A 26,745-nucleotide genomic window follows, 5' to 3' on the forward strand; every position below is an offset into this window, starting at 1 on the left:
CATCATGATCGTCGTCCGCGACGAGGTCGGCTGATGGCCGACCCCCACGACAGGCTGCGCCGGGAGGTCCGCGCGTTCGTCGCCGCGGCCGGCATCGCGGCGCGCAACGACAGCTGGTTGCGCGGCTACGACCCCGACTTCACCCGCGAGCTCGGCCGCCGCGGCTGGATCGGTATGACCTGGCCGACCGAGTACGGCGGCGGCGGGCGGTCGAACACCGAGCGGTTCGTCGTCACCGAGGAGCTGCTGCGCGCCGGTGCCCCGGTCACCGCCCACTGGACGGCCGACCGCCAGATCGGCCCGACGATCCTGCGGGTCGGCACCGAGGACCAGCGCGCCGAGATCCTGCCGAAGATCTGCCGCGGCGAGGTCGTCGTGGGCCTCGGCCTGTCCGAGACCGAGGCCGGCTCCGACCTCGCGGCCGTGCGCACCCGGGCGACGCCCATCGACGGCGGCTGGTCGATCACCGGGGCGAAGGTGTGGACGACGTCCGCGCACCACGCCACCCACCTGTACATCCTCGCCCGCACCGGCGAGGGGGCGTCCAAGCACGAGGGCCTGACCGAGTTCCTCGTCGACGCCGACACCCCCGGCATCACCGTGCGGCCCATCCTCGACCTCGTCGGCGAGCACCACTTCAACGAGGTGATCCTCGACGACGTGCACGTGCCCGACGACCGCGTCCTCGGCACGGTCGGCGCCGGCTGGAAACAGGTCACCGAGCAGCTCGCCTTCGAACGCGGCGGGGTGGAGCGCTACCTGAGCACCTACCCCGTGCTCGCCGCGATGATCCGCACGGTCGCGCGCCATCCCGACCGGGCCGCGACCGAGCGTCTCGGCGAGCTGGCCGCGCGCCTGACCGCGCTGCGCCAGCTCGGCCTGCAGCTCGCCGACGCCCTCGACCAGGGAGAGGCGCCGGTGCGCCTGGCCGCGGGGCTCAAGCTCGCCGGCACCCGGTTCGAGAAGGACGTCGTGGAGACCGCCCGGTACGTCTTCGACGTCTGCGAGGGCGACGCCGAGGCTCACCGGCTGCTCGTCGACGGCCTGGCCGTCGTGCCCGGCGCGTCGATCCGCGGTGGTTCCTCCGAGGTCCTGTACACCGTCATCAGCCGGGCGGAGCTGCCACGATGATCTTCGATGCCGATCTGCGCCCCGTCGTCGACGACGTGCTCGGGGCGAACGCCGACACCGCCCCCGGCGAGCTGTGGGCGCTGCTGACCGAGCTCGGCTGGCCGGGTGTCGGCGTGCCCGAGGACGACGGCGGCGCTGGCGGGGATCTCGCCGCGGTCGCCGAGCTCGCCGCGGGCGTCGGCCGCCACGCCGCCGCCGTCCCGCTGATCGAGACCGGCCTGGCCGCCTGGGCGCTGGCCGGCGCCGGGCTGCCCATCGCCGCGACCGCCGAGCGCGCCGCGCTGGCGCTGGCCCCCGCCGGCACCGTCGAGGCCCGCCGCGACCCGGATGCCGGTGACGATGCGGCCGACTGGGTCCTCGACGGCACCGTCGCGCGGGTGCGCTGGCTGCCCGAGGTGCCCACGGTCGTCCTCGTCGTCGAGCAGGCCGACGCCACCGTCGTCGCCGTCCTGGACGCCCCGCCGAGCGCCGCGCCGCCCGCCGACCCGACCGCGCCCGGGAGCGCCGCCGGTGCCGCCGGCGGGGTTGAACGTGACCTGGCCGGTGAGGCGGCGGGACCGCTGCGCCTCGACGGCCTGCGGCTGCCCGCCGACCGCGTCGCCGTGGCGCCCGCGCGGCTCGCCGCGGACGTGCTCGACCGCACCGCGGTGCTGCGCGCCGCGGCGATCTCGGGCGCCGTCGAGCGGGCCTGCACGCTGACCAAGGACCACGTCACCACGCGCCAGCAGTTCGGCCGGCCGCTGTCGGCGCTGCCCGCGGTGCGCCAGCTCGTCGCCGGCCTCGCCGTCGAGCGCGACCTGCTCGACGCGGCGCTCACCGTCGCCGTCACCCGCCCGGGGTCCGGCACGGCGGCGGCGGTGCGCGCGGTGGCCGCCCGCACCGCCGGGACGGTGGCCACCGACACCCATCAGCTGCACGGCGCGATCGGCATCACCCAGGAGTACCCGCTGCACCTGGTGACCCGCCGGCTGTGGTCGTGGCGCGACGACGAGGGCACGCAGCGGCGCTGGGAGCGGCTGCTCGGCGACGAGGTGGTCCGCACCGGTTCGGACGAACCGCTGTGGGCGCTGGTCACCGGCGCGTCCGTCTGACGGCTCGACCGATCGAAGGCTCGACCGCTCGACCGCTCGACCGCTCGAAGGCTCCAACGCTCGAAGGCTCCAACGCTCGAAGGAGAGTGGGAATGGCACAGCAGGTACCCCTGGCCGAGGATCTTTTCACCTGGCCGGCGGAGGAACCCGCCCTGATCGGCGGCCGGTCGTCGGACGGCAAGCTCGTCTTCCCGTACCGCAGCCACAAGCTGGTCGGGGGCGTCAACGAGGAGCTGGAGCGGGTGGAGCTGCCGCGCCGCGGCACGCTGTGGACGTTCACCGGCCAGCGGTTCCGCCCGCCGTCCCCGCCATACGCCGGCGACGACACGCCGAAGACGTTCGAGCCGTTCGCGGTCGGCTACGTCGAGCTGCCCGGCGCGCTGCGCGTCGAGGCCCGGCTCACCGAGGCCGACCCCGACAAGCTGCACATCGGCCAGGAGATGGAGCTGCGCATCGTCCCGTTCGGCACCGACGCCGACGGCAACCAGACCTTGATCTACGCGTTCGCCCCGGTCGGGGCCGAGGAGGGACACGGCGATGGCTCCGAGTGACGTTGCGATCATCGGCACGGGCCTGCACCCGTTCGGGCGCTACCCCGGCAAGTCGGCGCTGGAGATGGGCGAGGACGCCGTCATCGAGGCCCTCGCCGACGCCGGGGTGGAGTGGTCGGCCATCCAGGCGCTGTACGCGGGCAGCATGGAGGTCAAGAACCCCGAGGCGATCGTCGGGCTGCTGGGCCTGACCGGCGTGCCGGGCCGGGCGGTGTTCACCGGCTGCGCGACCGGCGCGACGTCGCTGGCGATGGCGGCGAACGCCATCCGCCTCGGCGACGCCGACATCGCGATCGCCATCGGCCTGGACAAGCACCCCCGCGGCGCGTTCTCCGACCACCCGTCGGTCTCCGGGCTGCCGGGCTGGTACGGCGAGGCCGGCCTGTTCCTGACCACGCACTTCTTCGGCATGAAGATCAACCGTTACATGCACGACTTCGGCATCACCCCGATCACGCTGGCCCGGGCGGCGGAGAAGGCGTTCCGCAACGGCGCGGCGAACCCGCGGGCGTGGCGGCGAACCCCGATGACCGCCGAGCAGATCCTCGAGTCGCAGTACCTGAACTACCCGCTGACCCAGTACATGTACTGCTCGCCGGACGAGGGCGCCGCCGCGGCCATCCTCTGTCGGGCGGATCTGGCGTCGAAGTACACCGACAAGCCGATCTACCTGCGCGCCAGCACCCTGTTCTCCCGCCGCGAGGGCGCCTTCGAGCTACTCAGCCCGTCGCTGCCACTGGAGACGGCCCCGAGCCCCACCGTCTTCGCCTCCCAGGCCGCCTACGAGCAGGCCGGCATCGGTCCCGAGGACGTCGACGTCGCCCAGCTCCAGGACACCGACGCCGGCTCCGAGGTCATCCACCTGGCCGAGAACGGCTTCTGCAAGGACGGCGAGCAGGAGACGCTGCTCGCCGAAGGCGCCACCGAGATCGGCGGGAAGCTGCCGGTCAACACCGACGGCGGGCTGCTCGCCAACGGCGAGCCGGTCGGCGCCTCCGGGCTGCGCCAGATCCACGAGCTGGTCACCCAGCTGCGTGGCCGGGCCGGTGGCCGGCAGGTCGGCGGCACCCCACGCGTCGGCTACGCCCACCTCTACGGTGCCCCCGGCACCGCCGCCGTCACCATCCTGTCCACCTGAGCTGGACCCGATTGCGAGGGTGAGAGCGTGAGTGTCGAGAGCGGGAAGTTGGCGGAGCTCGTCGAGCCGGGCAGCCGGGTGGCGCTGGCCGACGGGATCGGCGCGCCGCGGGCGGTGTCCGGCGAGCTCGCCGCCGCGGCCGCCGCGGTGGGCGGGGTGCGGCTGCTGCTCGGCTGGTTGCCCGTCGCCGACCGGGAGCTCGACCTCGCCGCCTTCGCCGACGTGCGCGCGGTGATGTCCGGCTGGGGGCTGCGCCGCCCGGTGGACGACGGGCGGGTGCGCGCGCTGCCGGTGCGGCTGTCGGCGGTGCCGGCGCTGCTGCATGGCCCGCTGCGCCCGGACCTGCTGGTCGCCACGGTCGTGCCGGCCCCCGGCGGCGGTTATGCGTTCGGCACGGAGGTGGCGTGGATGCACGCCGCGATCGCCGCCGGCGCCCGCGTCGCCGGGGTCGTCGCCCACGCCACCCCGCACTGCGACGCGGGCCCCGCGCTGCCCGCCGACCGGCTCGTCCTGGTGGGGGAGACCGACACCCCGCCGGTCGCGCTGGAGTTCAGCGCCCCCGGCGACGAGCACCGGGCGATCGCCGAGCGGGTCGCCGCCCTCGTCCCGCCCGGCGCCCGCCTGCAGGTCGGCCCGGGGGCGCTCGGCGTCGCCGTGCTGGAGGCGCTGCGCATCCCGGTGCACATCGACTCGGGCCTGCTGCCCGAGGGCGTCGTCGACCTCGACCGCCGCGGCCTGCTTGCCGGCACCCCGGTGACGACCTACCTCGCCGGCGGCCCCGACCTGCTGGCCTGGGCTGCGGGCCGCCCGCTGCTGCATCCCCTCGAGCACACCCACGACCTGGGCCGGCTGTCGAGCGGCCAGCCGTTCGTCGCGGTGAACACCGCGATCGAGCTCGACGAGCAGGGCCAGGTCAACGTCGAGGGCTTCCCCGGCGCGACCGTCGGCGGCGTCGGCGGCCACGCCGACTACGCCGCCGCCGGCGCCCGATCGGCCGGCGGCCTGTCGATCATCGCGATGCCCTCGACGCACCGCGGCCGCCCGACCCTCGTCGAGCGCCTGTCCGCGCCCGTGAGCACCCCCGGCCACGACGTCGACGTCGTCGTCACCGAGCACGGCACCGCCGATCTGCGCGGCCTCGACCGCCGCGAACGCGCCGCCGCCCTCCACCACCTCTGGGACCACCCGACGACCCCCTGATCTCCCCGATCACCATCCCGGCCCGGCCCATCCCGGCCCATCCCGGCCCGGCCCATCCCGGCCCATCCCGGCCCATCCCGGCCCATCCCGGCCCGGTCCGGCCCGGCGCCGGCCAGGGAACACCATGATCGGCAGTCGGCCTGCCGGATTCGCGTCCTGGCTCAGGATTCGGGTCGGTGCCGGTTCCGCGGAACACCATGATCGTCTTTTGGGTTGCCGGCTTGGCTTCCACGCGCAGTTTCCGGGTCTGCTGTCGGCCGGTTCGGGTTCCGCGGCATGCCGTGATCGGATGCCGTGATCGGATGCCGTGATGCCGTGATGCCGTGATGCCGTGATGCTGTGATGCCGTGATGCTGTGATGCCGTGATGCCGGTTACAAGCCCAGGTTCCGCGTCCGGGTCGGGGCTTCGGGTCGATCCCGGCGGAGTGTGGGCGTTGAGGCTCGATTGATCTTGGTTGGGTTTTTGTCGGTGGGGGGTGGGACGATGTTCGAGTCCGATGTTCGACGACACCCCTGGCCCGGTGATCATGATGACTGTTCCCGTGTCCCCTGTACCCGCCGATCCCTCCGCCTGGTCGGCGGTGGTGGAGGTGGATGTGGAGTCGGCGTCGTTGGGGGAGGTGGAGGAGGTGATCTGCCGGTGGGCGGGGCGGATCGCGGCGGCGACGTGTGCCTGGTTGCTGGCGGTGGCGGCGTTCGACCGGCGGGAGGGCTGGTCGGGGATCGGGATGGGCTCGTGTGCGCACTGGCTGTCGTGGCGGTGCGGGATCGGTCTGCGGACCGCGCGGGAGCATGTGGCGACCGGGCATGCGTTGGAGCGTCTCCCGGCGATCCGGGCCGCGTTCGCCGCGGGCACCCTGTCGTATGCGAAGGTCCGGGCGGTGACCCGGATCGCCGACGAACGGTCCGAGCAGGTGTGGTTGACCCATGCGCGGTACTGCACCGCCGGGCAGATCGAGCGGCTGGTGCGGTGCGCCCGGCAGGCCCGCGGCCAGGAGAGGACACGCCGGTCGGGGCCGCGGTTGGCGTGGCAGTACGACGATGACGGGATGCTCCGCGTGAGCGCGGTTCTTCCTCCGGACGATGGTGCTCGGTTGATCGCGGCGTTGAACGCGGCCCGGGCGAGCCTCGACACCACCATCCCTCTCGACACCACCACCCCTCTCGACACCACCGGCGATGCCCAGGCCCGTGCCGCCGAGGCCGAGGAGGTGCCCGCGGACGGGGAGAGCGTGGTCCGGATGCGGGATCGTCAGCGGGACGCCGAGGCGCTGGTCGCGTTGGCCGACGGGTTCCTCGACCGGCAGGCGCCCGGGCTGATGGCCCCTGAGCACACCCTGACCATGCACCTGACCACCCTCCCCGACACCGCCGTGTCCAGCAGCGACTGCCCTGCCAGCGGTGGTGGCACGGGCGCTGCGGACACCCCGGCCGGGGCGGCGGCGGGCAGCGTCTCAGGGCCGGTGGGGATGACGCGGATCGGGATCGGGGCGTGGGCGGAGGTTGATGGGGGGATCGGGCTGTCCCGGCAGGTCGTGGCACGCCTGGGCTGTGACGGGTTCCTCCGCGGCATGGTCACCGACCCCGACGGCAACCCGCTCTACCTGGGTCGGCGGCAGCGTCACCCCGGCCAGCGACTGCGTGACGCCGTCTACGCCCGTGACCACGGCGTCTGCCAGTACCCGGGCTGTGGGCACACCCGTTTCCTGCAGATCCACCACCTCACCGAGTGGGGCTGGGGAGGTGACACCGACATCGATCGGCTGCTGCTGATCTGCTCGGCCCATCATCGGGCCGTCCACGACGACGACATCCGACTCGACCGTGCTGCGGACGGTACGGTCACCGCCCGCACCGCTGACGGCCGGGTCCTCACCACCGCCCCACCGATCCTGCCCGGACCCGAACCCGCCAGCAGACTCGCCCACGCCACCCGGCACATCACCCCCACCGCCATCCACACCCCCGACGGCGGCCGACTCAGCCTCATCGACTCGATCCACGCCCTCCTCAACCCCTGAGCCGAGACAGACCCCGACGCAGCCGGTTCCGCGGAACCGCCCAGGGTTACCATGGACGCATCATGAAGCTCTGACACCACCCGCGCCCGCGACCGAGGCAGCGTCCCGGCGGGCGGGAGATGCGATCCTTTCGGTGGTGTTCGCGTGGCTCAGCCCGCTCTTTCGGCGTCCGACCTCGTCCGCTCGCTTGGTGGACGCCGCGTTCTCGACGGGGTGTCGCTCACTGCGGCGCCGGGGCATCGCGTCGGGCTGATCGGTGAGAACGGGGCCGGCAAGAGCACCCTGCTGCGGCTGCTCGCCGGCGTCGACGAACCCGACGGCGGCGCCGTCTCGCGGCCGGCGGACGTCGGCTTCCTCCATCAGGAGATGCCGTTCGATCCGGCCGCGACGATCGCCGACGTGCTCGACGAGGCGCTGCGCGAGGCCCGCGAGGACCTCGCCGAACTCGACCGGCTCACGGCCGCGCTCGCCGCGACCCCGCCGGACGGCCCCGACCATCCGGCGTTGCTCGCCGCGTACGGCATACGACTCGAACGGGCGCAGGACCATGCGGCCTGGGACGCCGACCGGCGCGCCGAGATCACCCTGGCCGGTCTCGGGCTTGGCGGGATCGAGCTCGGCCGGGCCCTGTCGGCGCTGTCCGGGGGCCAGCGGGCCCGACTCGCCCTCGCCGCGCTGCTGGTGCGCCGGCCCACCGCGCTGCTGCTCGACGAGCCGACGAACCATCTCGACGACGACGCCGCGGCCTTCCTGGAGGAGCAGCTGCGCGCGCTGCCCGGCGTCGTGGTCGCGGCCAGCCACGACCGGGCGTTCCTCGATGCCGTCTGCACCGACCTGATCGACCTCGACCCGGCCGTCGACGGCCCGACCCGCTACGGCGGCGGCTACACCGCCTACCAGGCCGCGAAGCAGGCCGAGCGGGACCGCTGGGAGCGGCGCTTCGCCGACGAGCAGACCGAACTCGCCGCGCTGCGCCACGCGGTCGCGGCCACCTCGCGCACCATCGCGGCGAACCGCGGGCCACGCGACAACAACAAGATGAGCTTCGGCCTGCTCACCAACCGGGTGGAGCAGCAGATCTCCCGGCGGGTCCGCAACGCCGCCCGCCGCCTCGACGAGCTGGAACGCGCCCAGGTCCGCCGCCCCCCGCCGCCGCTGCGCTTCGCCGTGCCAGCGCTGGCCGGCCCGTCGCCGGACGGCACCCTGCTCGCGCTGCGCGACGTCCGCGTGCCCGGCCGCCTCGCGCTGGACCGCCTCGACCTGACCGCCACCGACCGGCTGCTCGTCACCGGGCCGAACGGCGCGGGCAAGTCGACGCTGCTCGCCGTGCTGGCCGGGCGCCTCGGAGCCGGCGGCGGCGAGGTGCGCCGCCGCGGCAACCTGCGGGTCGGCCTGCTGGCCCAGGACAGTGTGTTCGACCGGCCGGAACGCACCGCGGCCGACACCTACATGCGAGCGGTGGGGCAGCGCCGGGCCGAGGCCGTGCCACTGGTCGGCCTCGGCCTGCTCGCCCCGCGGGAGCTGGGCCGCCCGGTGGGGGAGCTCTCGGTCGGCCAGCGCCGCCGCCTGGCCCTGGCGTTGCTCGTCGCGGACCCGCCCGACCTGCTGCTGCTCGACGAGCCCACCAACCACCTCTCGCCGCGCCTCGCCGACGAGCTGCAGGACGCCCTGGGGCCCGGCCCCGGCGCCATCGTCGTCGCCTCCCACGACCGCTGGCTGCGCTCCCGCTGGCCCGGCCGCGAACTGCACCTGCCCGCCCCGGCCTGACCGGCGGCGCGCGCAGTCAGGGGCTGCTGTCCGGCTCCGGCGGCGCCGTCCGCAGGCGTAGCATCGCGCGGTACATGGCGGTGCGGCTCGGCGGCGGGGGCAGCTCGGCATGGGCGGCAGCGGCGTCGGCGTCGGCGTCGGCGGCGTCGGCGGCATGGGCGGCGTCGACGGCGAAGGAGCGCAGCAGGTAGCCGACCAGGCGCCGGGAGGCCACCTCGGCGGCCGGTCCGCTGGAGGCGACGACGCCGGCGTTGGCCATGAGGATCACGACGAGATCCTGGTGGGCGAAGTCCGCCCGCAGCCGGCCGGCGGCCTGGGCCCGGCCGATGAGCCGGCCGAAGTCGGCCGCGACCTCGTCGCGCTGCGACTCCAACGCCCGCGCGGTAGGGAACGTGCGCGTCAGGACCTCGGTGAAGCCGAGGTCGGCGACCTGCATGCCGCAGACGGTCTCGATGAAGCGGCAGAAGCCGTGCCAGGGGTCGGGGTCGGCCAGGGCGGCGGACATGGCGTCGCGGTAACCGGTCATCTTCGGGAAGAACGCCGCGCCGACGAGCTCGTCGCGGGTGGGGAAGCGGCGCAGCAGCGTCGCGATGCCGACGCCGGCGTGCCGGGCGACCTCGTTGGTCGACACCGACAGCCCGTGCTGGGTGAACAGCTCCCGAGCCGCCTCGACGATCCGGTCGCGGTTTCGCCGGGCGTCGGCCCGCATCCGCTGGCCGTCACCCGTCACGGCTCCGACGGTACCGCACCATCTGGAGCACCTTTTCCGGATTTCCGCTAGGCTGCGGTCATGTGGAGCTAGTGCTCCATTTAGGGTCGCGTCCGTAGCGGGCGGGTCGACAGCCGAGTTGACAGCCGAGTTGACAGCCGAGTTGACAGCTGAGGAGACAGGCAGATGCGCGCAGTGGTCCGGCCGGCGGCGGGGGTTGCCTGAGATGCTGGAGCTGGGGGTGCTCTCGCTCAGCGACGCCCAGATCCGGCTGGGCACCGGCGTGCGGGTCGGCCACGGCGAGCGGCTGGACGAGATCGTCGGCCACGCGACGCTCGCCGAGCGGGTGGGGCTTGACCTGTTCGCCCTGGGGGAGCACCACACCCTCGACTTCGCGGTCTCCTCGCCGGCGGTCGCGCTCGCCGCCATCGCCGCCCGGACCAGCCGGATCAGGCTCACCAGCGCGGTGACGGTGCTGCCGATCCTCGACCCGGTGCGGCTCTACCAGGACTTCGCCACCCTCGACCTGGTCAGCCACGGCCGGGCCGAGATCATTGCCGGGCGCAGCGCGTACGCCGAGCCGTTCGGGATGTTCGGCGAGCACCTCGCCGACGCCGACGTGCTGTTCGACGAGAAGCTCCGCCTGCTGCTGACCCTGCGCGCCCACGAGCGGGTGACGTGGCGCGGCCGGTTCCGCCCGCCGCTGACCGACGCGCCGATCACGCCCCGAGTCGAGCCCGGATCGCTGCCGGTGTGGATCGGGGTCGGGGGGTCGCCCGCGAGTGCCGAGCGGGCCGGCCGGCTCGGCCTGCCGATGGTGCTGGGCTACATCGGCGGCCCGCTCAGCCATGCCAAGCGCGCCGTGGACATCTACCGCGCGGCCGGTGAGCAGGCGGGCCACGCCGAACAGCTGAAGGTCGGCATCTCGACGCACTTCTACGCGGCGCAGTCCGAGCAGGACGCCCGCGACGTCCACCCGTACTACTACGAGTACCTGCGTCCCAAGACGCCCGGCGGGCGTGGCTTCGTCGTCTCCGCGGAGGCGTTCGCCGACGGGATGCGCCGCGGCAACGCGATCATGATCGGCACGCCCGCCCAGCTCATCGAGAAGATCCTCGACGCCCACCAGGCGCTCGGCCTGGACCGCTTCTACGGCCAGATCGACTGGGGCGGCCTGCCCCGCGAGCAGGTCGGCGAGTCGATCCACCGCTTCGCCGAGGCCGTCGCCCCGGTCGTGCGCGCCCACACCGACAGCTGATCAGCGGCGGGGGCCCCAGGCGGTGTCGGTGCGCAGGCGGGCCTTGTCGACCTTGCCGGCGGCGTTGCGGGGCAGCGGCTCGGTCAGGATCGCGACGTACTGGGGGATCTTGAAGTCGGCGAGGCGGCCGGCGGCGTGGGCGAGCAGGGCGTCGACGTCGACGGCGGCGCCGGGGCGGGGCACGATGGCCGCGGCGACGCGCTGGCCCAGGCGCGGGTCGGGCACGCCGACGACGGCGACCTCGCCGACGCCGGCGAACGCCGCCAGCACCCGTTCGACCTCGATGCTGTAGACGTTCTCCCCGCCGCGGTTGATCATGTCCTTGATCCGGTCGAGCAGGTGGACGCGCCCGGCGTCGTCGATGCGGGCGAGGTCGCCGGTGCGCAGCCAGCCGCCGTCGAGGGCCTCGGCGCTGGCCTCGGGCCGGCGCCAGTAGCCGCTCATGAGCTGCGGGCCGCGCACGAGGAGCTGGCCGACGCCCGCGGCGGCCTCGGGGCCGTCGAGGCGTAGCTCGGTGGCGGCGACGGCCGAGCCGACCGAGTCGGCGTGGGCGAGCACCTCGTCATGGTCCAGCCCGCTGACGCAGGCGGCCTCGGTCAGCCCGTAGCCGGGGCCGAAGCGCGCGGCGGGGAAGGCGGCCAGCAGCTCCGCGACCTGGCTCGGCGGGGTCGGTGCGGCGCCGTAGCTGACCAGCCGGACGTGGGAGACGTCGGTGCGGGGGAAGTCGGGGTGGCGCAGCGCCTGCCAGTACATCGCCGGCACGCCGTTGAGCACGTCGATGCGCTCGTCGCGGATCGCGGCCAGCCAGGCGCCGGTCTCGAAGTGGGTGGCGATGACGACCGTGCCGCCGGCGAGCAGGGCGGGCAGCCACTGCATGCCGAAGGCCAGGACGTGGAACAGCGGCGCGGCGACCAGCGTCCGGGTCGCCTCGGTCGGGCCGAGGTGCAGGGCACGGCGGCACTGCTCGGCGGCGGACAGCAGCGCCCGGTGCGACAGCATCGCGCCCTTGGGCACGCCGGTGGTGCCGGAGGTGTAGAACAGCGCCGCCAGCGCCTCCGGGTCCTCGGCGAGGCGCACGGTGGGCGGGCCGTCGGGCAGCGCGGCCGGGTCGTCGACGACCAGCGTGGCGGCGGAGTCGGTGACGATGTGGGCGACCTCGGCCGGGGTCAGCCGGGTGTTGACGGGGACGGGTACGGCGCCGGCGAGGATCGCGCCGAGCACTGCCGCGCACCAGGGCGCACCGTTGGGCAGCCGCACGGCCACCCGGTCGCCCGACTCGACGCCGGCGGCCACGAGGCCGCCGGCGACCCGGCTGGCCGCGTCCCACAGCTGCAGGTAGGTCAGGCGCTGGCCGGTGGCGAGGTCGACGAGGGCCTCGGCGTCGGGCACCCGCTCGACGGTGGCGCGCGCGCCGTCGCCGACGGTGGCCGCGAGGCCGGTGAAGCGCAGTCCGGCGGCGGTGCGCACCGTGCCCGCGGTGTCCGGGCCGGGGCCCGGTGCGGCGAGCCCCGGACCCGGCAACGGCGGCGCGGTGGCCGGGTCCGGGGCGGCGCTCACACGCCGGCCTTGGCCAGCAGCCGCTCGTAGTAGACCGCCGGGCCGCCGAACAGCAGCTGGGAGGCCTTCGCCCGCCGGTAGTACAGGTGCGCCGCGTGCTCCCAGGTGAAGCCGATGCCGCCGTGGACCTGGATGTTCTCGGTGGCGACCGCGAGGAACGCCTCGGAGCAGACGGCGTGCGCGACGGCGGCGGCGACGCCGGCGTCGGGGGCGTCGGCGAGACCGTCGACGGCGCGGGCGGCCTCGCGGGCCGCGGCGTCGGCGACCTGGACGCGGGTGAGCATGTCCGCGGCCTTGTGCTTGACGGCCTGGAAGGTGCCGATCTGCCGGCCGAACTGGACGCGGTCCTTGGCGTAGGTGGTGGACGCCTCCAGGCAGGCGCGGGCGGCGCCGACCTGCTCGGCGGCCAGCGCCGTCGTCGCCACGTCGAGGACCCGGTCGAGGATCGCCGCGGCGCCGCCGGCCTCGCCGACCAGCCGGGCCGGGGTGGCGGCGAAGGTGACCTTGGCGATGCGGCGGGTCAGGTCCAGCACGGGCAGCGGGGTGCGGGTGAGCCCGGCGGCGTCGGCGTCGACGGCGTACAGGCCGGGGCCGGCCGGGCCGCCCGCGATGACGAGGAGCACGTCGGCGCCGGCGCCGTCGAGGACGAGCGGCGCGGTGCCGTCGAGGGTGACGTCACCGGTGTCGCCGCTGGCCGCGCCGGCGCTCGCCGTGACGGCCAGGGCGTCGCCGGTGCCGCGCCCGCCGAGTGACCAGCTGCCGTCGACGGCCGGCGGGGCGAGGGTGGCGGTGGTGGTGCCGGCGGCGATGCCGGGCAGGATCCGCGCGGCCTCGTCGCCGCCCGCGGCGACCAGCGCGGTGCCGGCGAGCACCACCGAGGACAGGAACGGCGAGGGCAGCAGCGCCCGGCCCATCTCCTCCAGCACGACGGAGAGCTCGACCAGGCCGTAGCCGTCGCCGCCGTGCTCGGTGGGCAGGGCCAGCGACTGCAGGCCGAGCTGCTCGGCCATCTGCGCCCAGATCTTGTCGTCGTAGCCGCGCTCGGAGTCGATCGCGGCGCGCACGGCCTGCTCGTCGGCCTTGGCGGTCATGAAGTCACGTACCGCCGAGCGCAGCTCGTCCAGCTCGGTGCTGGTGGTGTCCTCGGTGCTCATGCTCCAGACCTCGATTCCGTGGCGCCGGCCGAACGACGGAGCTCCCGGAACGGCGACCTGGTGTCGATGCCCGGCTCCTTGGGCAGGCCGAGCACCCGCTCCGCCAGGATGTTCTTCATGATCTCCTCGGTGCCGCCGAGGATCCGCAGCGCCGGGGTGGACAACAGCAGCTCCGTCCACGAGTAAGTGCCCCACGCGCCGGTGTCGGCGATCAGGCGCGGGCCGATGATCTCGGCGGCGAAGTGGGCGCCCCGGGTGAGGTTCTGGGCGTACATCAGCTTGGACACCGACGCCTCGGGGCCCGGCTGCTCGCCCGCACGGAACTTGCGGACCATCTGGTGGTTGAGGTACTCGGTGGCGAGGCTGTCGGCGTGCAGCTCGGCGAGGCGCCGGCGGGCGGCGCCGTCGTCGAGGCGGCCGTTGGCGCGCAGCAGCTCGGTGAGGAAGGGCAGGGCGACCGCGCGGCCGACGGGGCCCGCGCCCTCGCCGCCGACGCTGGCCCGCTCGTTCATCAGGGTGGTCAGGGCGACGCCCCAGCCGCCGTCGACGGGGCCGAGGCGGTGGTCGTCGGAGATGCGGACGTCGGTGAGGAAGACCTCGTTGAACTCGGAGCCGCCGCTCATCTGACGCAGCGGGCGCACGTCCACCCCGGGGGCGGTCATGTCGACGATGAACGCGGTGATGCCCCGGTGCTTGGGCTTGTCGGGGTCGGTGCGGCACAGCGCCAGCCCGATCGCGGCATGGTGCGCCACCGACGTCCAGACCTTCTGCCCGTTGAGGATCCAGCCGTCGCCGTCGCGCACGGCCTTCGTCTCCAGGCTCGCCAGGTCGCTGCCCGCGGCCGGCTCGCTGAACAGCTGGCAGGCGATGATCTCACCGCTGTAGAGCTTGGGCAGGTAGCGCTGCTTGAGCTCGTCGGAGCCGTGGGCGAGGATCGTCGGGCCGATCATGCCGAGGCCGATGAGGGAGAGCACCCCGGTCTCGGGCACCTCGTAGGCGGCTTCCAGGCCGTCGTAGACGAGGTCGTGCACGGTGGTCAGCCCGCGCCCGCCGAACTCGGTCGGCCCGGTGAGCCAGCCGAAGCCGTTGTCGAAGCGGGTGCGCTGCCACGCCTTGGCCTCGGCGACCTTGGCGTTCTCCACGTCAGGCGGATCGGTGCTGAAATAGGAGAGCCGGTCCTCGCCCTCGCCCCAGGCGACGTCCTCGGCCGCCCGGGCACGGCGGGTGGCGTGGGCGTCGAGGAACGCGGTGACCTCGGCGACGAACTGGTCCATCTCGCTCGGCATGGGCAATCTCCGACTGGGGTGTCAAGTATGGCGGGAAGTCCCGGCTGCCAGGGGTGCGCTGGGGGGTCCCGGACAAGGATTATGGCCTCATGACACTAAGGTTTGACGAATATGTCAAGTAGACCCTAGAGTCGCCAGCGTCGCCGTGCGGACTGACCGGGCAGAGGAGCTGACGGGTGTCGCAACAGGGTGAGCGTCTCCTGGAGGGACGCGTCGTCATCGTGACGGGCGGGGGCCGGGGAATCGGCCGCAGCCACAGCCTCGAGCTGGCCGCGCACGGGGCAACTGTCGTGGTCAACGACCTGGGCGTCGGAGTCCGCGGGGAGTCGTCGCAGGAGGAGCCCGCCGACGCCGTCGTCGCCGAGATCGAGGCCAAGGGCGGGGTCGCGGTGCGCGACACCGGCAACGTCACCGACTGGGCGGCGGTGCGCTCCCTGGTAGCGAACACGGTCGAACGCTTCGGCCGGCTCGACGCCATCGTCAACAATGCCGGCATCCTGCGGGACGCGACGATCACCTCGCTCACCGAGCAGGACTGGGACGCCGTCATCGGCGTCCACCTCAAGGGCACCTTCGCCCTGACCAAGCACGCCTGCGACTACTGGCGGGCCGAGTCCAAGGCGGGCCGCCCGGTCGCCGGGCGGATCATCAACACCACCTCCGGCACGGGCCTGGCCGGCAACGTCGGCCAGGCCGCCTACGGCGCCGCCAAGGCCGGCATCGCGAACCTGACGCTGACCACGGCGCTCGAGGGCAGCCGCTACGGCGTGACCGCCAACTGCATCTCCCCGGTCGCCGCGACCCGGATGACCGCCGGCACGGGCCTCGCCCAGCCCGGCGCCGCCGAGGGCTTCGACCGGTTCGACCCGGCGAACTCCTCCCCGGTCGTCGCCTGGCTGGCTTCGGAGCGCTCCGGCTGGCTGACCGGGCGGGTGCTGCGCATCGACGGCAACACCGTGCATCCGGTGGACCCGTGGAGCGTGCGCCGCGGCTACAGCGCCGCCCGCGGCGGGCGCCTGGACGCCGCCGAGCTCGACGCCGGGCTGCGCGTGGTGCTGGGCACCGCCCCGGCGGGCCTGGCCGGCCTGAACATCATTTCGTGATCGGTGTGTCACTGATCTGCTGGCGGCGAGAGGAGACGACGCGATGACGACGGTGGCCGCTGTCGGTACGTACCTGCCCCCCTGGGGCAGCGCGCGGGGACGGGTCCTGGGACCCGACGAGGACGCGGTGACCCTGGCCGTCGCCGCCGCCCGTGCGGCGCTGGAGCAGGCCACCCCGGCCGGCTCGGCGACGGCGCCGGACGTGCGCCGGGTGGTCTTCGTGACCCGGGAGCTGCCGCTGCTCGTCGGTGGCAACGCCGCGGCGCTGCTGGCCGGCATCGGCCTGCCCGACGACGTGCCCGTGGTCGAGCAGGTCGGCGGCGGGCCGGCGGTGTTCGACTCCCTCGGCGGCGCCGAGGCCGGCACGCTGGTCATCGGCGTCGACGCGGGCGAGTCCGGCCCGGTCGGCGCCGCCGCGGCGCTGCTGGCCGACGGGGCCGGGGTCGGCGTGGAGCCGGTCGGCCGGATCGTGCGCAGCCTGCCGGTACACAGCCGGGAGAACGGCGGCGGCGCCCGCGACTACTCCGACGCCCGGCTGGAGCGTGAACGCGGCGTCGGGGTCGCCATCGAGCGCCTCGAGCTGACCGACAAGCCGGTGGTCGTGGCGGGGCTGCCCGCCAAGCAGGCGCGGGCGCTGTGCGCCGGGGTGCCGCCGACGCTGCCGACGACGGGCGCGAGCGCGGCGCTGTTCGCGGTGGCGGCGCTCGCCGAGGTCGGCGCCGGCGGGCTCGTCCTCGCCGTCGAGCAGGGGTCGGCGACGGCGCTGCGCGTCGACGGGGTGCCCGCGGTGCGTCGCGACTCCCCGGCGCTGCTGGCGCCGGAGAAGCTGACCCGCACCCCCGGGCCGGACATCGCGATCTCGCTGGCCGCCTACGAGCGGGCCTTCGACGCGAAGCTGCGCTGGGACGCGGGCAGGTGCGACGCCTGCGGCACGCTGGCGCTGCCGCCGCGGCGGCGGTGCCTGAACTGCGGCTCCGAGGACGGCTGGACGCTGACCCCGCTGCCGCGCACCGGCGAGGTGTACACGGTCGTCACCGTGCACGTCCCCGTGCCGGGCCTGCCGACGCCGTACTCGCTGGCGATCGTCCAGCTCGACGACGTCGACGTGCGCGCGCTGGTGAAGGTGACCGGCGCCCCGGCCGGCACGGTGCAGATCGGTGACCGCGGCCGACTGGTGCTGCGTCGGGTCGCGGTGCGTTCAGGAATTCCGGACTACGGCTATGCGCTGTACCCGGATGCGGCCGAGTACCCGGATGCGGCGACGGCCGCGGATGCAGGCGAGGGAGCGGTGCGATGAGGCGAGTGGCGGTGGTCGGCGCCGGGATGACGGCGTTCGGCGAGCATTTCGGCCTGGGCATCAAGGAACTGCTGCCGATGGCGGTCTCCGAGATGGCCGCGCACGTCGACAAGGGCCTGGACCGCGCCGACATCCAGGCGGCCTGGTTCGGTGAGCTGACGACCTCGGACGGTTTCCCCACGGGCATCCTCGCGGACACCTGCGGGCTGCTCGACATTCCCGTCACCCGGGTGGAGAACGCCTGCGCGACGGGCAACGACGCGGTCCGCAACGCCACCTTCGCGGTCGCGTCCGGGGCGTTCGACGTCGTGCTCGTCGTCGGCGCGGACAAGGTGCGTGAGTCCTCGGCACGCAGCACGTTCTGGGAGTGGGCGGGCCTGACCCGCGACATGGCCTGGGACTACCCGCTCGGCCTGGTCGCCCCGGCGAACTTCGCCCTGCACGTCGCCCGCTACCTGCACGAGTCGCCCGCGACGAAGGAACACCTCGCGATGGTGGCCGTGAAGAACCACAAGCACGCAGTGCCGAACCCGAAGGCGCAGCTGCGCTACGAGATCACCGTCGAGCAGGCGTTGAACGCCCCCGTCGTGGTCGCCCCGTTCAACCTGTACGACTGCACGCCGCAGAGCGACGGCGCCGCGGCGCTGCTGCTCGTCTCCGAGGACGTCGTCGAGCGTTACACCGACCGTCCCGTCTGGGTGCGCGGCGTCGGGCTCGGCCTCGACCGGGTGATGCACCAGCACAAGAAGGACATGACGACGTTCCCGCCGACGGTGAAGGCGTCGAAGGCCGCCTACGCGATGGCGGGGCTCGGCCCCGAGGACATCGACGTCGCCGAGGTGCACGACTGCTTCACCGGCGTCGAGCTGATCAGCTACGAGGACCTCGGGTTCGCCGAGAAGTTCGGCGCCTACAAGCTGATCGAGAACGGGGTGACCAACGTCGGCGGGGCCAAGCCGGTCAACCCCAGCGGCGGTCTGAAGGCGAAGGGGCACCCGCCGGGCGCCACCGGCGTCGCGCAGTGCGTGGAGCTGTTCGAGCAGCTCCGCGGCGAGGCGGCCAACCAGGTCGACGGCGCCCGCACGGCGCTCGCGCACAACATCGGTGGCCCCACGGCGGTGTCCGCGGTGACAATTCTGTCGTCCCAGCGGGGCTGACCGGCCCAGAAGCCGAACGACCGGCGGCCGAACGACCGGCGGCCGAACGACCGGCGGCCGAACGACCGGCGGCCGAACGACACAGACGAGAAAGGGACCGGATGACACTGGCAGGCAACGTCGCCCTCGTGACCGGCGGAGCGGGCGGCCTCGGTGAGGCCACGGTGCGGGCGATCGTCGCCGCGGGCGGTTCGGCGATCATCGCCGACCTCAACGACGAGCGCGGCGAGAAGCTCGCCGCCGAGCTCGGCGACGCGGTGAAGTACTCGCGCACCAACGTGCTCGACGACGACTCGGTGCTCGCGACGATCGAGGCGGCCGGGGAGCTCGGCACGCTGCGCTACGCGGTGGCGGCGCACGGCGGCTTCGGTGTCGCCGAGAAGGTCGTGCAGCGCGACGGTTCGCCGGCGTCGCTGGACGGCTTCCGCAAGACCGTCGACCTGTACCTCACCGGCACGTACAACGTGCTGCGCCTGACCGCCGCGGCGATCGCGCGCGCCGAGCCCGGCGAGGACGGCGAGCGCGGCGCGGTCGTGACCACGGCCAGCATCGCGGCCTTCGAGGGCCAGATCGGCCAGTCGTCGTACGCGGCGGCCAAGGGCGGCGTCGTCGGCCTCACCCTCGCCGCGGCCCGTGACCTCGGCTCGCTCGGCATCCGAGTGGTCTGCGTCGCCCCCGGCACCATGCGCACGCCGATCATGGAGTCGGTCGGGCCGGAGGCGCTGGCGAAGTTCGGCGCGGCGGTGCCGTTCCCGAAGCGGCTCGGCCACCCGTCGGAGTACGGCGCGTTGGTCACCCACATCCTGACCAACCCGTACCTCAACGGCGAGACGATCCGCCTGGACGGCGCGCAGCGCTTCCAGCCGCGGTAGGTCCTCGCGGCCGCGGGGGCGCGGTGGCGACCCCGCGGCCGAAGCCCGTTCCCGCACTGACAGGGGACTCGAACGGACAGGGGGAGTGGCGATGATCCGAACAGGTCATCCCGGCCATGGACCGCGCATCCCGGCGGTGGCGACCCCCCGGCGCCGGCCGGGTTCGATCCGGCGTACCAGCACCGTCGACATCGCCGGCGGCCGCGAGCTCACCGGCCCGCTGGTGCTGCGCGGGCGGGGCCGCGACCTGGTCACCGACCCGGCCGGGGCCGGGTTCGAGCTGGCGCACGCGGCCGTCGAGGTCGAGATCGACCGGGCGGGGCGCCCCGCTGTCGCCCGCGTCACCGCCGACCCGCCCCTGCCCGGCGCCGAGGCGCTGGTCGGCGCGAGTGTGCCCGGCGGGTTCCGCAAGGCCATCGCCGCGGCCCTGCCCGCCGAGACGTCCTCCCTGGGGCACCTGCTGCTCGACGACGTGCCCGGCGCGGTCATCATCTCTGGGTACGCCTGGGCGGTGGAGCCCGGCGAGAACGGGCCGCAGCCCGGCGGGATGGCCCAGGCCGACATCTGCTCCGGCTGGCGTTCCGACGGCACGATGATGGTCTCCCTGCGCAGCGCCGGCGGCCTGCCGCCGATGGCCGGCCCCGTCGCCCCCGACCTCGCCGACCCCGACGACCCGGCCGCCTGGCACGAGCTGGCGCCGCTGGGCCTGCACGGGGTGCGCCGCCGCCGCCGGCTCGACCTGACGGCCCACGACGGGCTGCTCGACGTTGACGCGATGTTCCGCGACACCTACGTCGACTCCGACGGCGACGAGACCGTCGTCCACGAGTACGGCCTGACCGCCGGGATCGACGCGGCGACGTTCACCGTCGTGACGGTCGCCGCGCAGCCGCGGGTCCTGCCGTGGGTCGAGTGCCCGCTGGCCGGCGCGAGCGCGGACCGCCTCGTCGGCACCGACGTCCGCGCCGTGCGCGGGCTGGTCGGCGGCGCGTTCCGCGGCATCTCCACCTGCACGCACCTCAACGACCTGCTGCGTTCCCTCGGCGACGTCGAGGCGCTCGCCGCCGCGCTCGGAAAGAATTTCGGGGCGGTTCGCCCGGTATCCCTGTAGTACCGTCCAAGAATGGTCAGGGATATTCGTGAAGTCACCCCGGAAGAACACTGGAAGCAGTTCGAGGAGGCCTGGACGGCGCTGCTCAGCTATCGCTATCTGGGAAAGCTGAGCCCCGATCTCGACAGCGAAGTCGAGCGGGAGACGATGCCGCTGCGCCACGACATGCGCAACTCCACCGGCGGCATCATGGCGGCGCCGCTGTGCATCGCCTCGCCCGAGCCCTACTGGCTGGACAGCCAGTGCGTGCCGGCGCCGGTGGTGATGTCCTACGACATCCTCGACAGCGCCCGCGACGTCCACCAGGTCGTCGTGCACCGCGACGTCATCCACCTCGGCCGCTCCATGGGCTTCAGCCGGTCGCTGACGGTCGACGCCGACGACCCGAGCCGGGTGATCGCCGTGTCGTGCGGGACCGGCGTGAGCCTCGGCGACGTCCCCGAGGACTACCAGAAGGTCTCGAACCCCCCGGTCCCGGTCGTGGACTCCCCGTCGCTGCCGCCGCTGCACCAGGTCTTCGGGGCGCGCCGCGGGCAGGACGGGGTCTGGCGGCTGCCCGAGGTCACCCCGGAGCTGTCCTCGCCGCACGCCGCGCTGCACCTCGGGCCCATCAACATCGTCCTCGAGGCCGCGGCGACGGACGCCGCCGCCGCGCACGCGGGCACCGACGCGCTGCAGGTCGACAGCTGGATCGTCATGTTCGTCCGCCCTGGCGTCGCCGGGCCGTTCCGGGCCGAGGCCGAGGTCGTCAGCGGACGCTCCGAGCGGATCGCCACGCAGCTCACCCTGCGCGACGAGGGTCGCGGGGACCGTGTCGTCAGCGTCGCCCGCGCCGTCTTCCGCCGGGTGTGACGCACGTCGGGTGAGCGGGCCGCTTCGGGGCGTCCCGTCATTGACGATACTTGCGGCGCGTTCATAGAATAGCATTCTACGTGCGGCGAATAGGTGTCCTCCGTATCCTGCGCCGGGATTCCTCTGTCATTCGGGGATCTCGTTTGCGTCGGTTCCGCCGGCCGAGCCGCATCGAGTCCGAGGGGTGCTTCGCGTGCCGGTTCCGGTTTCGGTCATCAATGACGCCGTCACCTGGTGGGAGCTGATCGAGCGCCGGGCGCGGGCGACCCCGGAGCTGGCGATGCTCGTCGACGCCGCCGGGCGGCGGCTGACCTTCCGCCAGTTCCGCGATGTCGCCGAGCGGGCCGCCGCCGGCCTGTGGGAGCTGGGGGTGCGCCCGGGGGAGACGGTGAGCTGGCAGCTGCCGACGACGATCGAGGCCGCCGTGCTCATGTCCGCGCTGGCCCGCCTCGGCGCGGTGCAGAACCCGCTCATCCCGGTCCTGCGCGAGGCCGAGGTCGACTTCATCGTCGGCCAGCTCGGGGCCCGCTGGATCGTCGTCCCCGAGGTCTTCCGCGGGTTCGACCACCGGACGATGGCGGAGAAGGTCGCCGCCCGCCACGACGCCCGCGTCCTCGTCTGCGATCCCGCCGCGGCGGCCGGGGAACGGGAGACGGGGGTCCCGATCGCGTTGCCGCTGGGCGATCCGGCCGTGCTGCCGCCCGCCGACGCCGACGCCGACGCGGTGCGGTGGGTGTTCTACACCTCGGGCACCACCGGCGTGCCCAAGGGCGTGCGGCACACCGACCGTTCGGTGCTCGCCAGCTCCAACGGGATGGTCTACCAGCTCGGGTTCACCGACGCCGACGTCGCCTCCATCCCGTTCCCGCTGGCGCACATCGGCGGCCCGGGGATGCTGGGCCTCATGGCGCGGGTCGGCTGCTCCGGCGTGCTCGTGGAGGCCTTCGACCGGGAGGCCACCCCGGCGATGCTCGCCCGCCACGGCGTGACGATGCTCGGCAGCGCCGCCCCGTTCTTCCACGCCTACCTCGACGCGCAGCGCCGCCACGGCGACGAGCCGCTGTTTCCCCGGCTGCGGCTGTGCGTCTCCGGCGGGGCGCCGAACGAGCCGGGCCTGCACACGCGGATCCGCGCCGAGCTCGGCGGGGCCGGGATCTGCAACGGCTGGGGCCTCACCGAGCATCCGGTCGTCGGCTACGCCGCGCCCGGGTCCCCGGACGACCGGATGGAACGCACCGCCGGCCGTCCGGCGCCGGGGGTCAGCGTGCGGGTCGTGCGCGCCGACGACACGCCCGCCGCCCCGGGGGAGGAGGGCGAGCTGCGCCTGCGCGGCCCGCAGCTGTTCGCCGGCTACACCGATCCCGCCCTCGACGCCGACGCCTTCGACGAGGCCGGCTACCTGCGCAGCGGCGACCTCGGCTATGTCGACGCCGACGGCTGGCTGCACCTGACCGGGCGGCTGAAGGACATCATCATCCGCAACGCGGAGAACATCTCGGCGCTGGAGGTCGAGGCGGTCGTGCTGCGCCATCCGGCGGTCGCCGAGGTCGCCGTCGTCGGGTTGCCCGACGCCCGCACGGGGGAGCGCGCCGTCGCCGTCGTCGTGCCCGACCCCGACCAGCCGACGCCGACGCTCGCGGCGCTCGTGGCGTTCTGCCGCGCCGAGGGCCTCGCCCCCTACAAGATTCCCGAGCAGCTCGAACTCGTCGGCGAGCTCCCCCGCAACTCCATGGGCAAGGTCCTCAAGCGCCAGCTCCAGCTCGCCCTCTGACGTCGATCGGCTGGATTGTGCGGAGGTCGCGTGCGAGGGGGTGTCCAGAACTGGCTGAGCTGCAGGAATACACACATTAGGGTGGACAGGGAGGCTCGCCGGCCTGGTCGATCCGGCGGTGCGGACGGCAGCGCGACCTCGGTGGGAGAGGTGCGGGATGAGCGGCGCGTATGACGGCGTGCGGGTTCTCGACGCGAGCGGGGCGATCGCGGGCGCGATGGCCGCGATGTACCTCGCCGATCAGGGCGCCGACGTCGTGCGATTACTCCCGCCGGGGCGCGGCCCGCTCGACGACGGCCCGGGTGCGCTGTGCTGGGACCGCAACAAGCGGCTGTGCGCGCTGGACCGGACGACCCCCGCCGGGGCGGCGCAGCTTCGCCGCCTGCTCGGCGCCGCCGACGTGCTCGTCGTCGACGGCACCCCCGACGACCTCGACCGCGACGGCCTCGACCCGGACGGCGTGCGCGCCGCGCATCCGGACCTGATCCACCTGTGGCTGCCGCTGCTCGCCCCGGTGGCGCCGTGGGGTCGGCTGCCGGCCGACCCGCTGCTCGCCGACGCCGTGTCCAGCGCGTCGGGCGAGCACGGCTCCTACGACGGTCACCCGCTCGCGCTGGTCACCCCGATCGCCGCCTACGGTCAGGCCATCCTCGGCGCGACCGCCGTCGCGGCCGCCCTGCTGGGCCGCGACGGTGCCGGCGGCGGGGATGCCGGCCGCGACGGTGCCGGCCGAGGGCGGGCGGTGCTGGTCAGCGGGCTGCACGCGACGGCGGCGATGCAGGCGGCGAGCCTCACCGACGCCGAGGGGATCATCCGCGCGAGCCAGCCCGGGGGCGGCGGCTCGTCGCCGAACTACCGGCTCTACCGCTGCGCCGACGACCGCTGGCTCTACCTCGGCGCGCTCACCGAGCCGCTGTTCCTCACCGCGCTCGACGTGCTCGACCTGTTCGAGGTGCTGACCATGCCGGGCGTGGACGGCTCGATGCTGAACCTGCTGCGCCCCGGCGTCGGCGCCCCGGTCGTCGAACGCCTGGCGGCGCGGTTCGCCGAGCGGCCACTGGCCCACTGGGAGCGGCTGCTGACCGAGGCCGGGGTGCCCAACGCCCCGGCGCAGACCCGCGACGAGTGGTGGACGGGCGAGGTCGTCGCGTCGAACGGGATGCGCCGGGTGCACGATCATCCCGAGCTCGGCCCGGTGGAGATCCCCGGCGATCCGGTCCGGCTGAGCCGCACCCCGGGGACGTTCTCCCACCTGCCGAGCGCGCGGGCGTTCATCGACGCCGCGGCGGTCTGGACCGACCCGCGTCCCGCCGCGGCGGCCGGGTCGGCCGGGGAGCCGACCGGGCCGGCGGAGGAGCCGCCGGCGCCGCCGCTGGCCGGGCTGCGCGTGCTCGACCTGGGCAGCTTCGTCGCCGGGCCGTTCGGCTCGACGCTGCTGGCCGACTACGGCGCCGAGGTCATCAAGGTCGAGGGACCCCACGGCGATCCCTACCGGATCTACAGCGTCTCCTTCCTCGCCTTCCACAAGGGCCAGGACGACATCGTGGTCGACCTGAAGACCCCCGCGGGCCGGGAGACGTTCCACGACCTGGTGCGCAGCGCCGACGTCCTGCTCGACAACGTCCGCCCGGGGGTGCGCGAGCGCATCGGCACCGACTACGCCACCCTCGCCGCGATCAACTCGCGGCTCGTGCGTGGAACGGTCACCGCCTGGGGCACCGGCAACCCGCTCAGCGCCACCCCCGCCTTCGATCCGCTGCTGCAGGCCCGCTCCGGTCTCATCACCGCCCAGGGCGGCGCCGGCGCGCCGTGCCAGAGCGCCATGCTCGTGCACGACATCGGCACCGGAGCGCTCGTCGCCTTCGGCATCCTCGCCGCGCTGTACGCGCGCCGGCGCGACGGGCTCGGGCAGGAGGTCGTCACCACGATGGTGAACTCCTCGGTGATGATGCAGGCCGGGGAGTTCGTCCGCCACGCCGGCCAGCCCGCGCCGGCGGTGGGCGGCCACGAGTACGTCGGCGACACCGCGGTGCACCGGCTGCACCCGTGCAAGGAGGGCTGGGTCGCCGTCGCCGCCACGACCCCCGAGCACGCCGCCGCCCTCGTGGCCGCGCTCGGCCTCGCCGACGCGGGGCGCGAGGCCGGCGCGGTAGGGGAGGGTGACGCCGCGGCGCTGCTGCGGGCGCCGGCCGCGGGCCCGGCGGCCGATCGGATCACCGCGGCGCTCGCCGGTCTGACCAGCGCCGAGGCCGCCGATCTGCTCGCCACCGCGGGCGTGCCGGCCGCCCCGGTCCTCGACCGCGGCGGGTTCCTGACCGACCCCTGGTTCGCCGCGGCGGGCATCCTCACCCGCATCGACGAGCCGGACCTCGGCCCGTGCACGGTCGTGCGCCGCTACGCCGACTGGTCCGGCAACCCGGTCGAGATCACCGCGGCGGCCCCGCCCCCGGGGGCGGGCACCCGCCGCATCCTCGCAGGCCTGGGCTACTCCGACGACCGCATCGCCGAACTCCTCGCCGCGGGGGCGGTCCGGGGGCACACGGCGCCGTGATCAGGCGGGGTCGGCCCGCGGCAGGTCGCCGGCCTCGCTCAGCGCGAAGACGGTCCGGGAATGGTAGGTGTCGTTGAACTCCCACAGCCGGCTGATGCGCTCGCCCGAGAACTCGAACAGGAAGTGGTACGCCTGGTCGTAGCTTTTTCCGGCGACGGTGACCGCGTGGCCCTCGGTGAGGGCGGCGACCCGGTCGTCCTCGGCGGTGAGCGTCGTGACGGTCTGCTGGATCGGCGCCCGCAGCAGCTCGGTGTTCACCCACTCGATCGACGCGCGTATCTGATCGCGGGCGGAGAACCGCCGCGTCGATAGGCTGAACCAGGCGACGTCGTCGGTGAGCAGGTCGAAGGCGCCGGCCACGTCGCCGGCGTTCATCCGGTCGAAGAACGCCCGCACCGCCGCCTTGTTCCGCGTCACTGCACCGGTCTCGGCCACCTCGGGACTCTCCTTTCGTCTGTGCGGCCCTATGCTGAACATCTGTTCAGTCCTGGCTGGACGACGGCGTGGGAGGGGATGGGTATGTCGACGCAGTTGACCGGGCCGGAGGATCTCACCGCGAAGGCCCGCATCCGGGCGGCGGCCTTCGCCCTGGTCGCCGAGCGGGGGGTGCACTCGACGACGGTCCGCGCGATCGCCCAGCGCGCGGGCGTCTCCCCGGCGCTGGTGATCCACCACTTCGGTTCGAAGCAGGGGGTCATCGACGCGATCTCGACGTGGATCGTCGAGTACCTCCACCGCAACACCCGCGAACCCGATCGCGGTGGCGACCCGGCGCAGGCGCTGCAACGCCGTCTCGTCCGCTTCGAGCGGATGGTCGCCGAGGTGCCGCTGCTCGGCGCCTACGTCCGCCGGATGCTGCTCGACGGCCAGCCCGACGGCCTGGACTGGTTCCGCCGGGCGGTCGACCTGTCCGCCGAGGAGCTCGCCCACCGGGAGCGCATGGGCAAGGCCCGCCCGTCGACGGACCTGCGCGCGGAGGCGGCGATGCTGTTCATCCTCGGCTTCGCCCCGGTCCTGCTCGGCCCGTTGCTCGAACACGCCCTGGACGTCGACTTCGACGACGAGCGGTCCTGGACGCGGTGGCGCGACGCCGAGTCCGAGCTGCTGACCTCCGCGCTCTACCCCGGCGCCACGGCCGCCGACGCGCCCTGAACCACCGCCCCGCGC

General features: G+C 74.2%; 22 protein-coding genes. 17 read left to right on the plus strand and 5 right to left on the minus strand.

The window, feature by feature from the left end; genetic code table 11:
* The first annotated feature begins 33 nt into the window (after window positions 1-33).
* The 7 genes from FRAQA3DRAFT_RS06805 to FRAQA3DRAFT_RS06835 all read left to right on the plus strand — a co-directional run bounded on the left by FRAQA3DRAFT_RS06805 (window position 34) and on the right by FRAQA3DRAFT_RS06835 (window position 8,900).
* The gene (locus FRAQA3DRAFT_RS06805) at window positions 34-1,131 is read left to right on the plus strand and encodes an acyl-CoA dehydrogenase family protein (protein WP_009738330.1); all 1,098 of its coding nucleotides are present in this window, start codon (window positions 34-36) and stop codon (window positions 1,129-1,131) included.
* Window positions 1,128-2,222: an acyl-CoA dehydrogenase family protein gene (locus FRAQA3DRAFT_RS06810; RefSeq protein WP_009738331.1), complete on the plus strand. Its 1,095-nt coding sequence runs from the start codon at window positions 1,128-1,130 to the stop codon at window positions 2,220-2,222. The genes FRAQA3DRAFT_RS06805 and FRAQA3DRAFT_RS06810 overlap by 4 nt, the downstream gene beginning before the upstream one ends.
* A gap of 92 nt (window positions 2,223-2,314) precedes the next feature.
* Window positions 2,315-2,773, plus strand: a complete 459-nt coding sequence (locus tag FRAQA3DRAFT_RS06815; RefSeq protein ID WP_009738332.1) for a Zn-ribbon domain-containing OB-fold protein — start codon at window positions 2,315-2,317, stop codon at window positions 2,771-2,773.
* On the plus strand, window positions 2,760-3,911 hold the full coding sequence (locus FRAQA3DRAFT_RS06820) for a thiolase family protein (protein ID WP_009738333.1): 1,152 nt from the start codon (window positions 2,760-2,762) through the stop codon (window positions 3,909-3,911). Before FRAQA3DRAFT_RS06815 ends, FRAQA3DRAFT_RS06820 begins: the two co-directional genes overlap by 14 nt.
* Before the next feature lie 27 nt (window positions 3,912-3,938).
* Window positions 3,939-5,111: an acetyl-CoA hydrolase/transferase C-terminal domain-containing protein gene (locus tag FRAQA3DRAFT_RS06825; RefSeq protein WP_009738334.1), complete on the plus strand. Its 1,173-nt coding sequence runs from the start codon at window positions 3,939-3,941 to the stop codon at window positions 5,109-5,111.
* Between the two features lie 498 nt (window positions 5,112-5,609).
* Window positions 5,610-7,133: an HNH endonuclease signature motif containing protein gene (locus FRAQA3DRAFT_RS06830; protein ID WP_009738335.1), complete on the plus strand. Its 1,524-nt coding sequence runs from the start codon at window positions 5,610-5,612 to the stop codon at window positions 7,131-7,133.
* A 144-nt stretch (window positions 7,134-7,277) separates the two neighbouring features.
* A complete protein-coding gene (locus tag FRAQA3DRAFT_RS06835; RefSeq protein ID WP_009738336.1) occupies window positions 7,278-8,900 on the plus strand; it encodes an ABC-F family ATP-binding cassette domain-containing protein in 1,623 nt (540 codons plus the stop codon).
* A gap of 16 nt (window positions 8,901-8,916) precedes the next feature.
* Here FRAQA3DRAFT_RS06835 and FRAQA3DRAFT_RS06840 read toward each other — a convergent pair whose 3' ends face one another.
* On the minus strand, window positions 8,917-9,630 hold the full coding sequence (locus tag FRAQA3DRAFT_RS06840) for a TetR/AcrR family transcriptional regulator (protein ID WP_035920641.1): 714 nt from the start codon (window positions 9,628-9,630) through the stop codon (window positions 8,917-8,919).
* 205 nt (window positions 9,631-9,835) lie between these two features.
* Between FRAQA3DRAFT_RS06840 and FRAQA3DRAFT_RS06845 the strand changes: the two genes are divergently transcribed.
* Window positions 9,836-10,867 (plus strand): LLM class flavin-dependent oxidoreductase, encoded by a 1,032-nt coding sequence (locus FRAQA3DRAFT_RS06845; RefSeq protein WP_035920642.1) that lies wholly within the window; start codon window positions 9,836-9,838, stop codon window positions 10,865-10,867.
* On the opposite strand, the gene FRAQA3DRAFT_RS06850 is transcribed toward FRAQA3DRAFT_RS06845, so the two are convergent.
* Genes FRAQA3DRAFT_RS06850 through FRAQA3DRAFT_RS06860 form a run of 3 tightly spaced genes read right to left on the minus strand, consistent with a single transcriptional unit; the run spans window position 10,868 to window position 14,864 of the window.
* A complete protein-coding gene (locus FRAQA3DRAFT_RS06850) occupies window positions 10,868-12,424 on the minus strand; it encodes a class I adenylate-forming enzyme family protein (protein WP_009738339.1) in 1,557 nt (518 codons plus the stop codon). It lies immediately after the preceding gene.
* Window positions 12,421-13,578 carry an acyl-CoA dehydrogenase family protein gene (locus FRAQA3DRAFT_RS06855; RefSeq protein WP_009738340.1) on the minus strand — a complete coding sequence of 386 codons (1,158 nt, stop codon included), beginning with the start codon at window positions 13,576-13,578 and terminating at the stop codon, window positions 12,421-12,423. Before FRAQA3DRAFT_RS06855 ends, FRAQA3DRAFT_RS06850 begins: the two co-directional genes overlap by 4 nt.
* Window positions 13,575-14,864, minus strand: coding sequence for an acyl-CoA dehydrogenase family protein (locus FRAQA3DRAFT_RS06860; protein ID WP_009738341.1), 1,290 nt, complete (start codon window positions 14,862-14,864; stop codon window positions 13,575-13,577). Before FRAQA3DRAFT_RS06860 ends, FRAQA3DRAFT_RS06855 begins: the two co-directional genes overlap by 4 nt.
* Before the next feature lie 176 nt (window positions 14,865-15,040).
* Between FRAQA3DRAFT_RS06860 and FRAQA3DRAFT_RS06865 the strand changes: the two genes are divergently transcribed.
* From FRAQA3DRAFT_RS06865 to FRAQA3DRAFT_RS06900, 8 genes are all read left to right on the plus strand, one after another.
* Entirely contained in the window at window positions 15,041-15,967 is a 927-nt protein-coding gene (locus FRAQA3DRAFT_RS06865; RefSeq protein ID WP_009738342.1) for an SDR family NAD(P)-dependent oxidoreductase, read from the plus strand.
* A 43-nt stretch (window positions 15,968-16,010) separates the two neighbouring features.
* A complete protein-coding gene (locus tag FRAQA3DRAFT_RS06870; RefSeq protein ID WP_009738343.1) occupies window positions 16,011-17,264 on the plus strand; it encodes a Zn-ribbon domain-containing OB-fold protein in 1,254 nt (417 codons plus the stop codon).
* The gene (locus FRAQA3DRAFT_RS06875) at window positions 17,261-18,421 is read left to right on the plus strand and encodes a thiolase (protein WP_009738344.1); all 1,161 of its coding nucleotides are present in this window, start codon (window positions 17,261-17,263) and stop codon (window positions 18,419-18,421) included. Before FRAQA3DRAFT_RS06870 ends, FRAQA3DRAFT_RS06875 begins: the two co-directional genes overlap by 4 nt.
* Window positions 18,422-18,522: 101 nt before the next feature.
* Window positions 18,523-19,293, plus strand: coding sequence for an SDR family NAD(P)-dependent oxidoreductase (locus FRAQA3DRAFT_RS06880; protein WP_009738345.1), 771 nt, complete (start codon window positions 18,523-18,525; stop codon window positions 19,291-19,293).
* Window positions 19,294-19,384: 91 nt separating this feature from the next.
* Window positions 19,385-20,404 (plus strand): DUF2889 domain-containing protein, encoded by a 1,020-nt coding sequence (locus tag FRAQA3DRAFT_RS06885; protein ID WP_009738346.1) that lies wholly within the window; start codon window positions 19,385-19,387, stop codon window positions 20,402-20,404.
* Between the two features lie 12 nt (window positions 20,405-20,416).
* Window positions 20,417-21,256 carry a hypothetical protein gene (locus FRAQA3DRAFT_RS06890; RefSeq protein ID WP_009738347.1) on the plus strand — a complete coding sequence of 280 codons (840 nt, stop codon included), beginning with the start codon at window positions 20,417-20,419 and terminating at the stop codon, window positions 21,254-21,256.
* A gap of 193 nt (window positions 21,257-21,449) precedes the next feature.
* Window positions 21,450-23,027, plus strand: coding sequence for a class I adenylate-forming enzyme family protein (locus tag FRAQA3DRAFT_RS06895; protein WP_009738348.1), 1,578 nt, complete (start codon window positions 21,450-21,452; stop codon window positions 23,025-23,027).
* Window positions 23,028-23,184: 157 nt separating this feature from the next.
* Window positions 23,185-25,578, plus strand: a complete 2,394-nt coding sequence (locus FRAQA3DRAFT_RS06900; protein WP_009738349.1) for a CoA transferase — start codon at window positions 23,185-23,187, stop codon at window positions 25,576-25,578.
* On the opposite strand, the gene FRAQA3DRAFT_RS06905 is transcribed toward FRAQA3DRAFT_RS06900, so the two are convergent.
* Window positions 25,579-26,013, minus strand: coding sequence for a nuclear transport factor 2 family protein (locus FRAQA3DRAFT_RS06905; protein ID WP_232291946.1), 435 nt, complete (start codon window positions 26,011-26,013; stop codon window positions 25,579-25,581). It lies immediately after the preceding gene.
* Window positions 26,014-26,097: 84 nt separating this feature from the next.
* On the opposite strand from FRAQA3DRAFT_RS06905, the gene FRAQA3DRAFT_RS38210 reads away from it, so the two are divergent.
* Window positions 26,098-26,730: a TetR/AcrR family transcriptional regulator gene (locus FRAQA3DRAFT_RS38210; RefSeq protein WP_009738351.1), complete on the plus strand. Its 633-nt coding sequence runs from the start codon at window positions 26,098-26,100 to the stop codon at window positions 26,728-26,730.
* The last annotated feature ends 15 nt before the right edge of the window (window positions 26,731-26,745 follow it).

Source organism: Frankia sp. QA3 (assembly GCF_000262465.1).
Lineage (GTDB): Bacteria > Actinomycetota > Actinomycetes > Frankiales > Frankiaceae > Frankia.

Excerpts from the sequence above, each read along its gene's own strand:
- FRAQA3DRAFT_RS06805 (WP_009738330.1), top strand. The coding sequence starts at position 34 with ATGGCCGACCCCCACGACAGGCTGCGCCGGGAGGTCCGCGCGTTCGTC.
- FRAQA3DRAFT_RS06810 (WP_009738331.1), top strand. The coding sequence starts at position 1,128 with ATGATCTTCGATGCCGATCTGCGCCCCGTCGTCGACGACGTGCTCGGG.
- FRAQA3DRAFT_RS06815 (WP_009738332.1), top strand. The coding sequence starts at position 2,315 with ATGGCACAGCAGGTACCCCTGGCCGAGGATCTTTTCACCTGGCCGGCG.
- FRAQA3DRAFT_RS06820 (WP_009738333.1), top strand. The coding sequence starts at position 2,760 with ATGGCTCCGAGTGACGTTGCGATCATCGGCACGGGCCTGCACCCGTTC.
- FRAQA3DRAFT_RS06830 (WP_009738335.1), top strand. The coding sequence starts at position 5,610 with ATGTTCGACGACACCCCTGGCCCGGTGATCATGATGACTGTTCCCGTG.
- FRAQA3DRAFT_RS06845 (WP_035920642.1), top strand. The coding sequence starts at position 9,836 with ATGCTGGAGCTGGGGGTGCTCTCGCTCAGCGACGCCCAGATCCGGCTG.
- FRAQA3DRAFT_RS06855 (WP_009738340.1), bottom strand. The coding sequence starts at position 13,578 with ATGAGCACCGAGGACACCACCAGCACCGAGCTGGACGAGCTGCGCTCG.
- FRAQA3DRAFT_RS06860 (WP_009738341.1), bottom strand. The coding sequence starts at position 14,864 with ATGCCGAGCGAGATGGACCAGTTCGTCGCCGAGGTCACCGCGTTCCTC.
- FRAQA3DRAFT_RS06870 (WP_009738343.1), top strand. The coding sequence starts at position 16,011 with ATGACGACGGTGGCCGCTGTCGGTACGTACCTGCCCCCCTGGGGCAGC.
- FRAQA3DRAFT_RS06875 (WP_009738344.1), top strand. The coding sequence starts at position 17,261 with ATGAGGCGAGTGGCGGTGGTCGGCGCCGGGATGACGGCGTTCGGCGAG.
- FRAQA3DRAFT_RS06880 (WP_009738345.1), top strand. The coding sequence starts at position 18,523 with ATGACACTGGCAGGCAACGTCGCCCTCGTGACCGGCGGAGCGGGCGGC.
- FRAQA3DRAFT_RS06885 (WP_009738346.1), top strand. The coding sequence starts at position 19,385 with ATGATCCGAACAGGTCATCCCGGCCATGGACCGCGCATCCCGGCGGTG.
- FRAQA3DRAFT_RS06890 (WP_009738347.1), top strand. The coding sequence starts at position 20,417 with ATGGTCAGGGATATTCGTGAAGTCACCCCGGAAGAACACTGGAAGCAG.
- FRAQA3DRAFT_RS06900 (WP_009738349.1), top strand. The coding sequence starts at position 23,185 with ATGAGCGGCGCGTATGACGGCGTGCGGGTTCTCGACGCGAGCGGGGCG.
- FRAQA3DRAFT_RS38210 (WP_009738351.1), top strand. The coding sequence starts at position 26,098 with ATGTCGACGCAGTTGACCGGGCCGGAGGATCTCACCGCGAAGGCCCGC.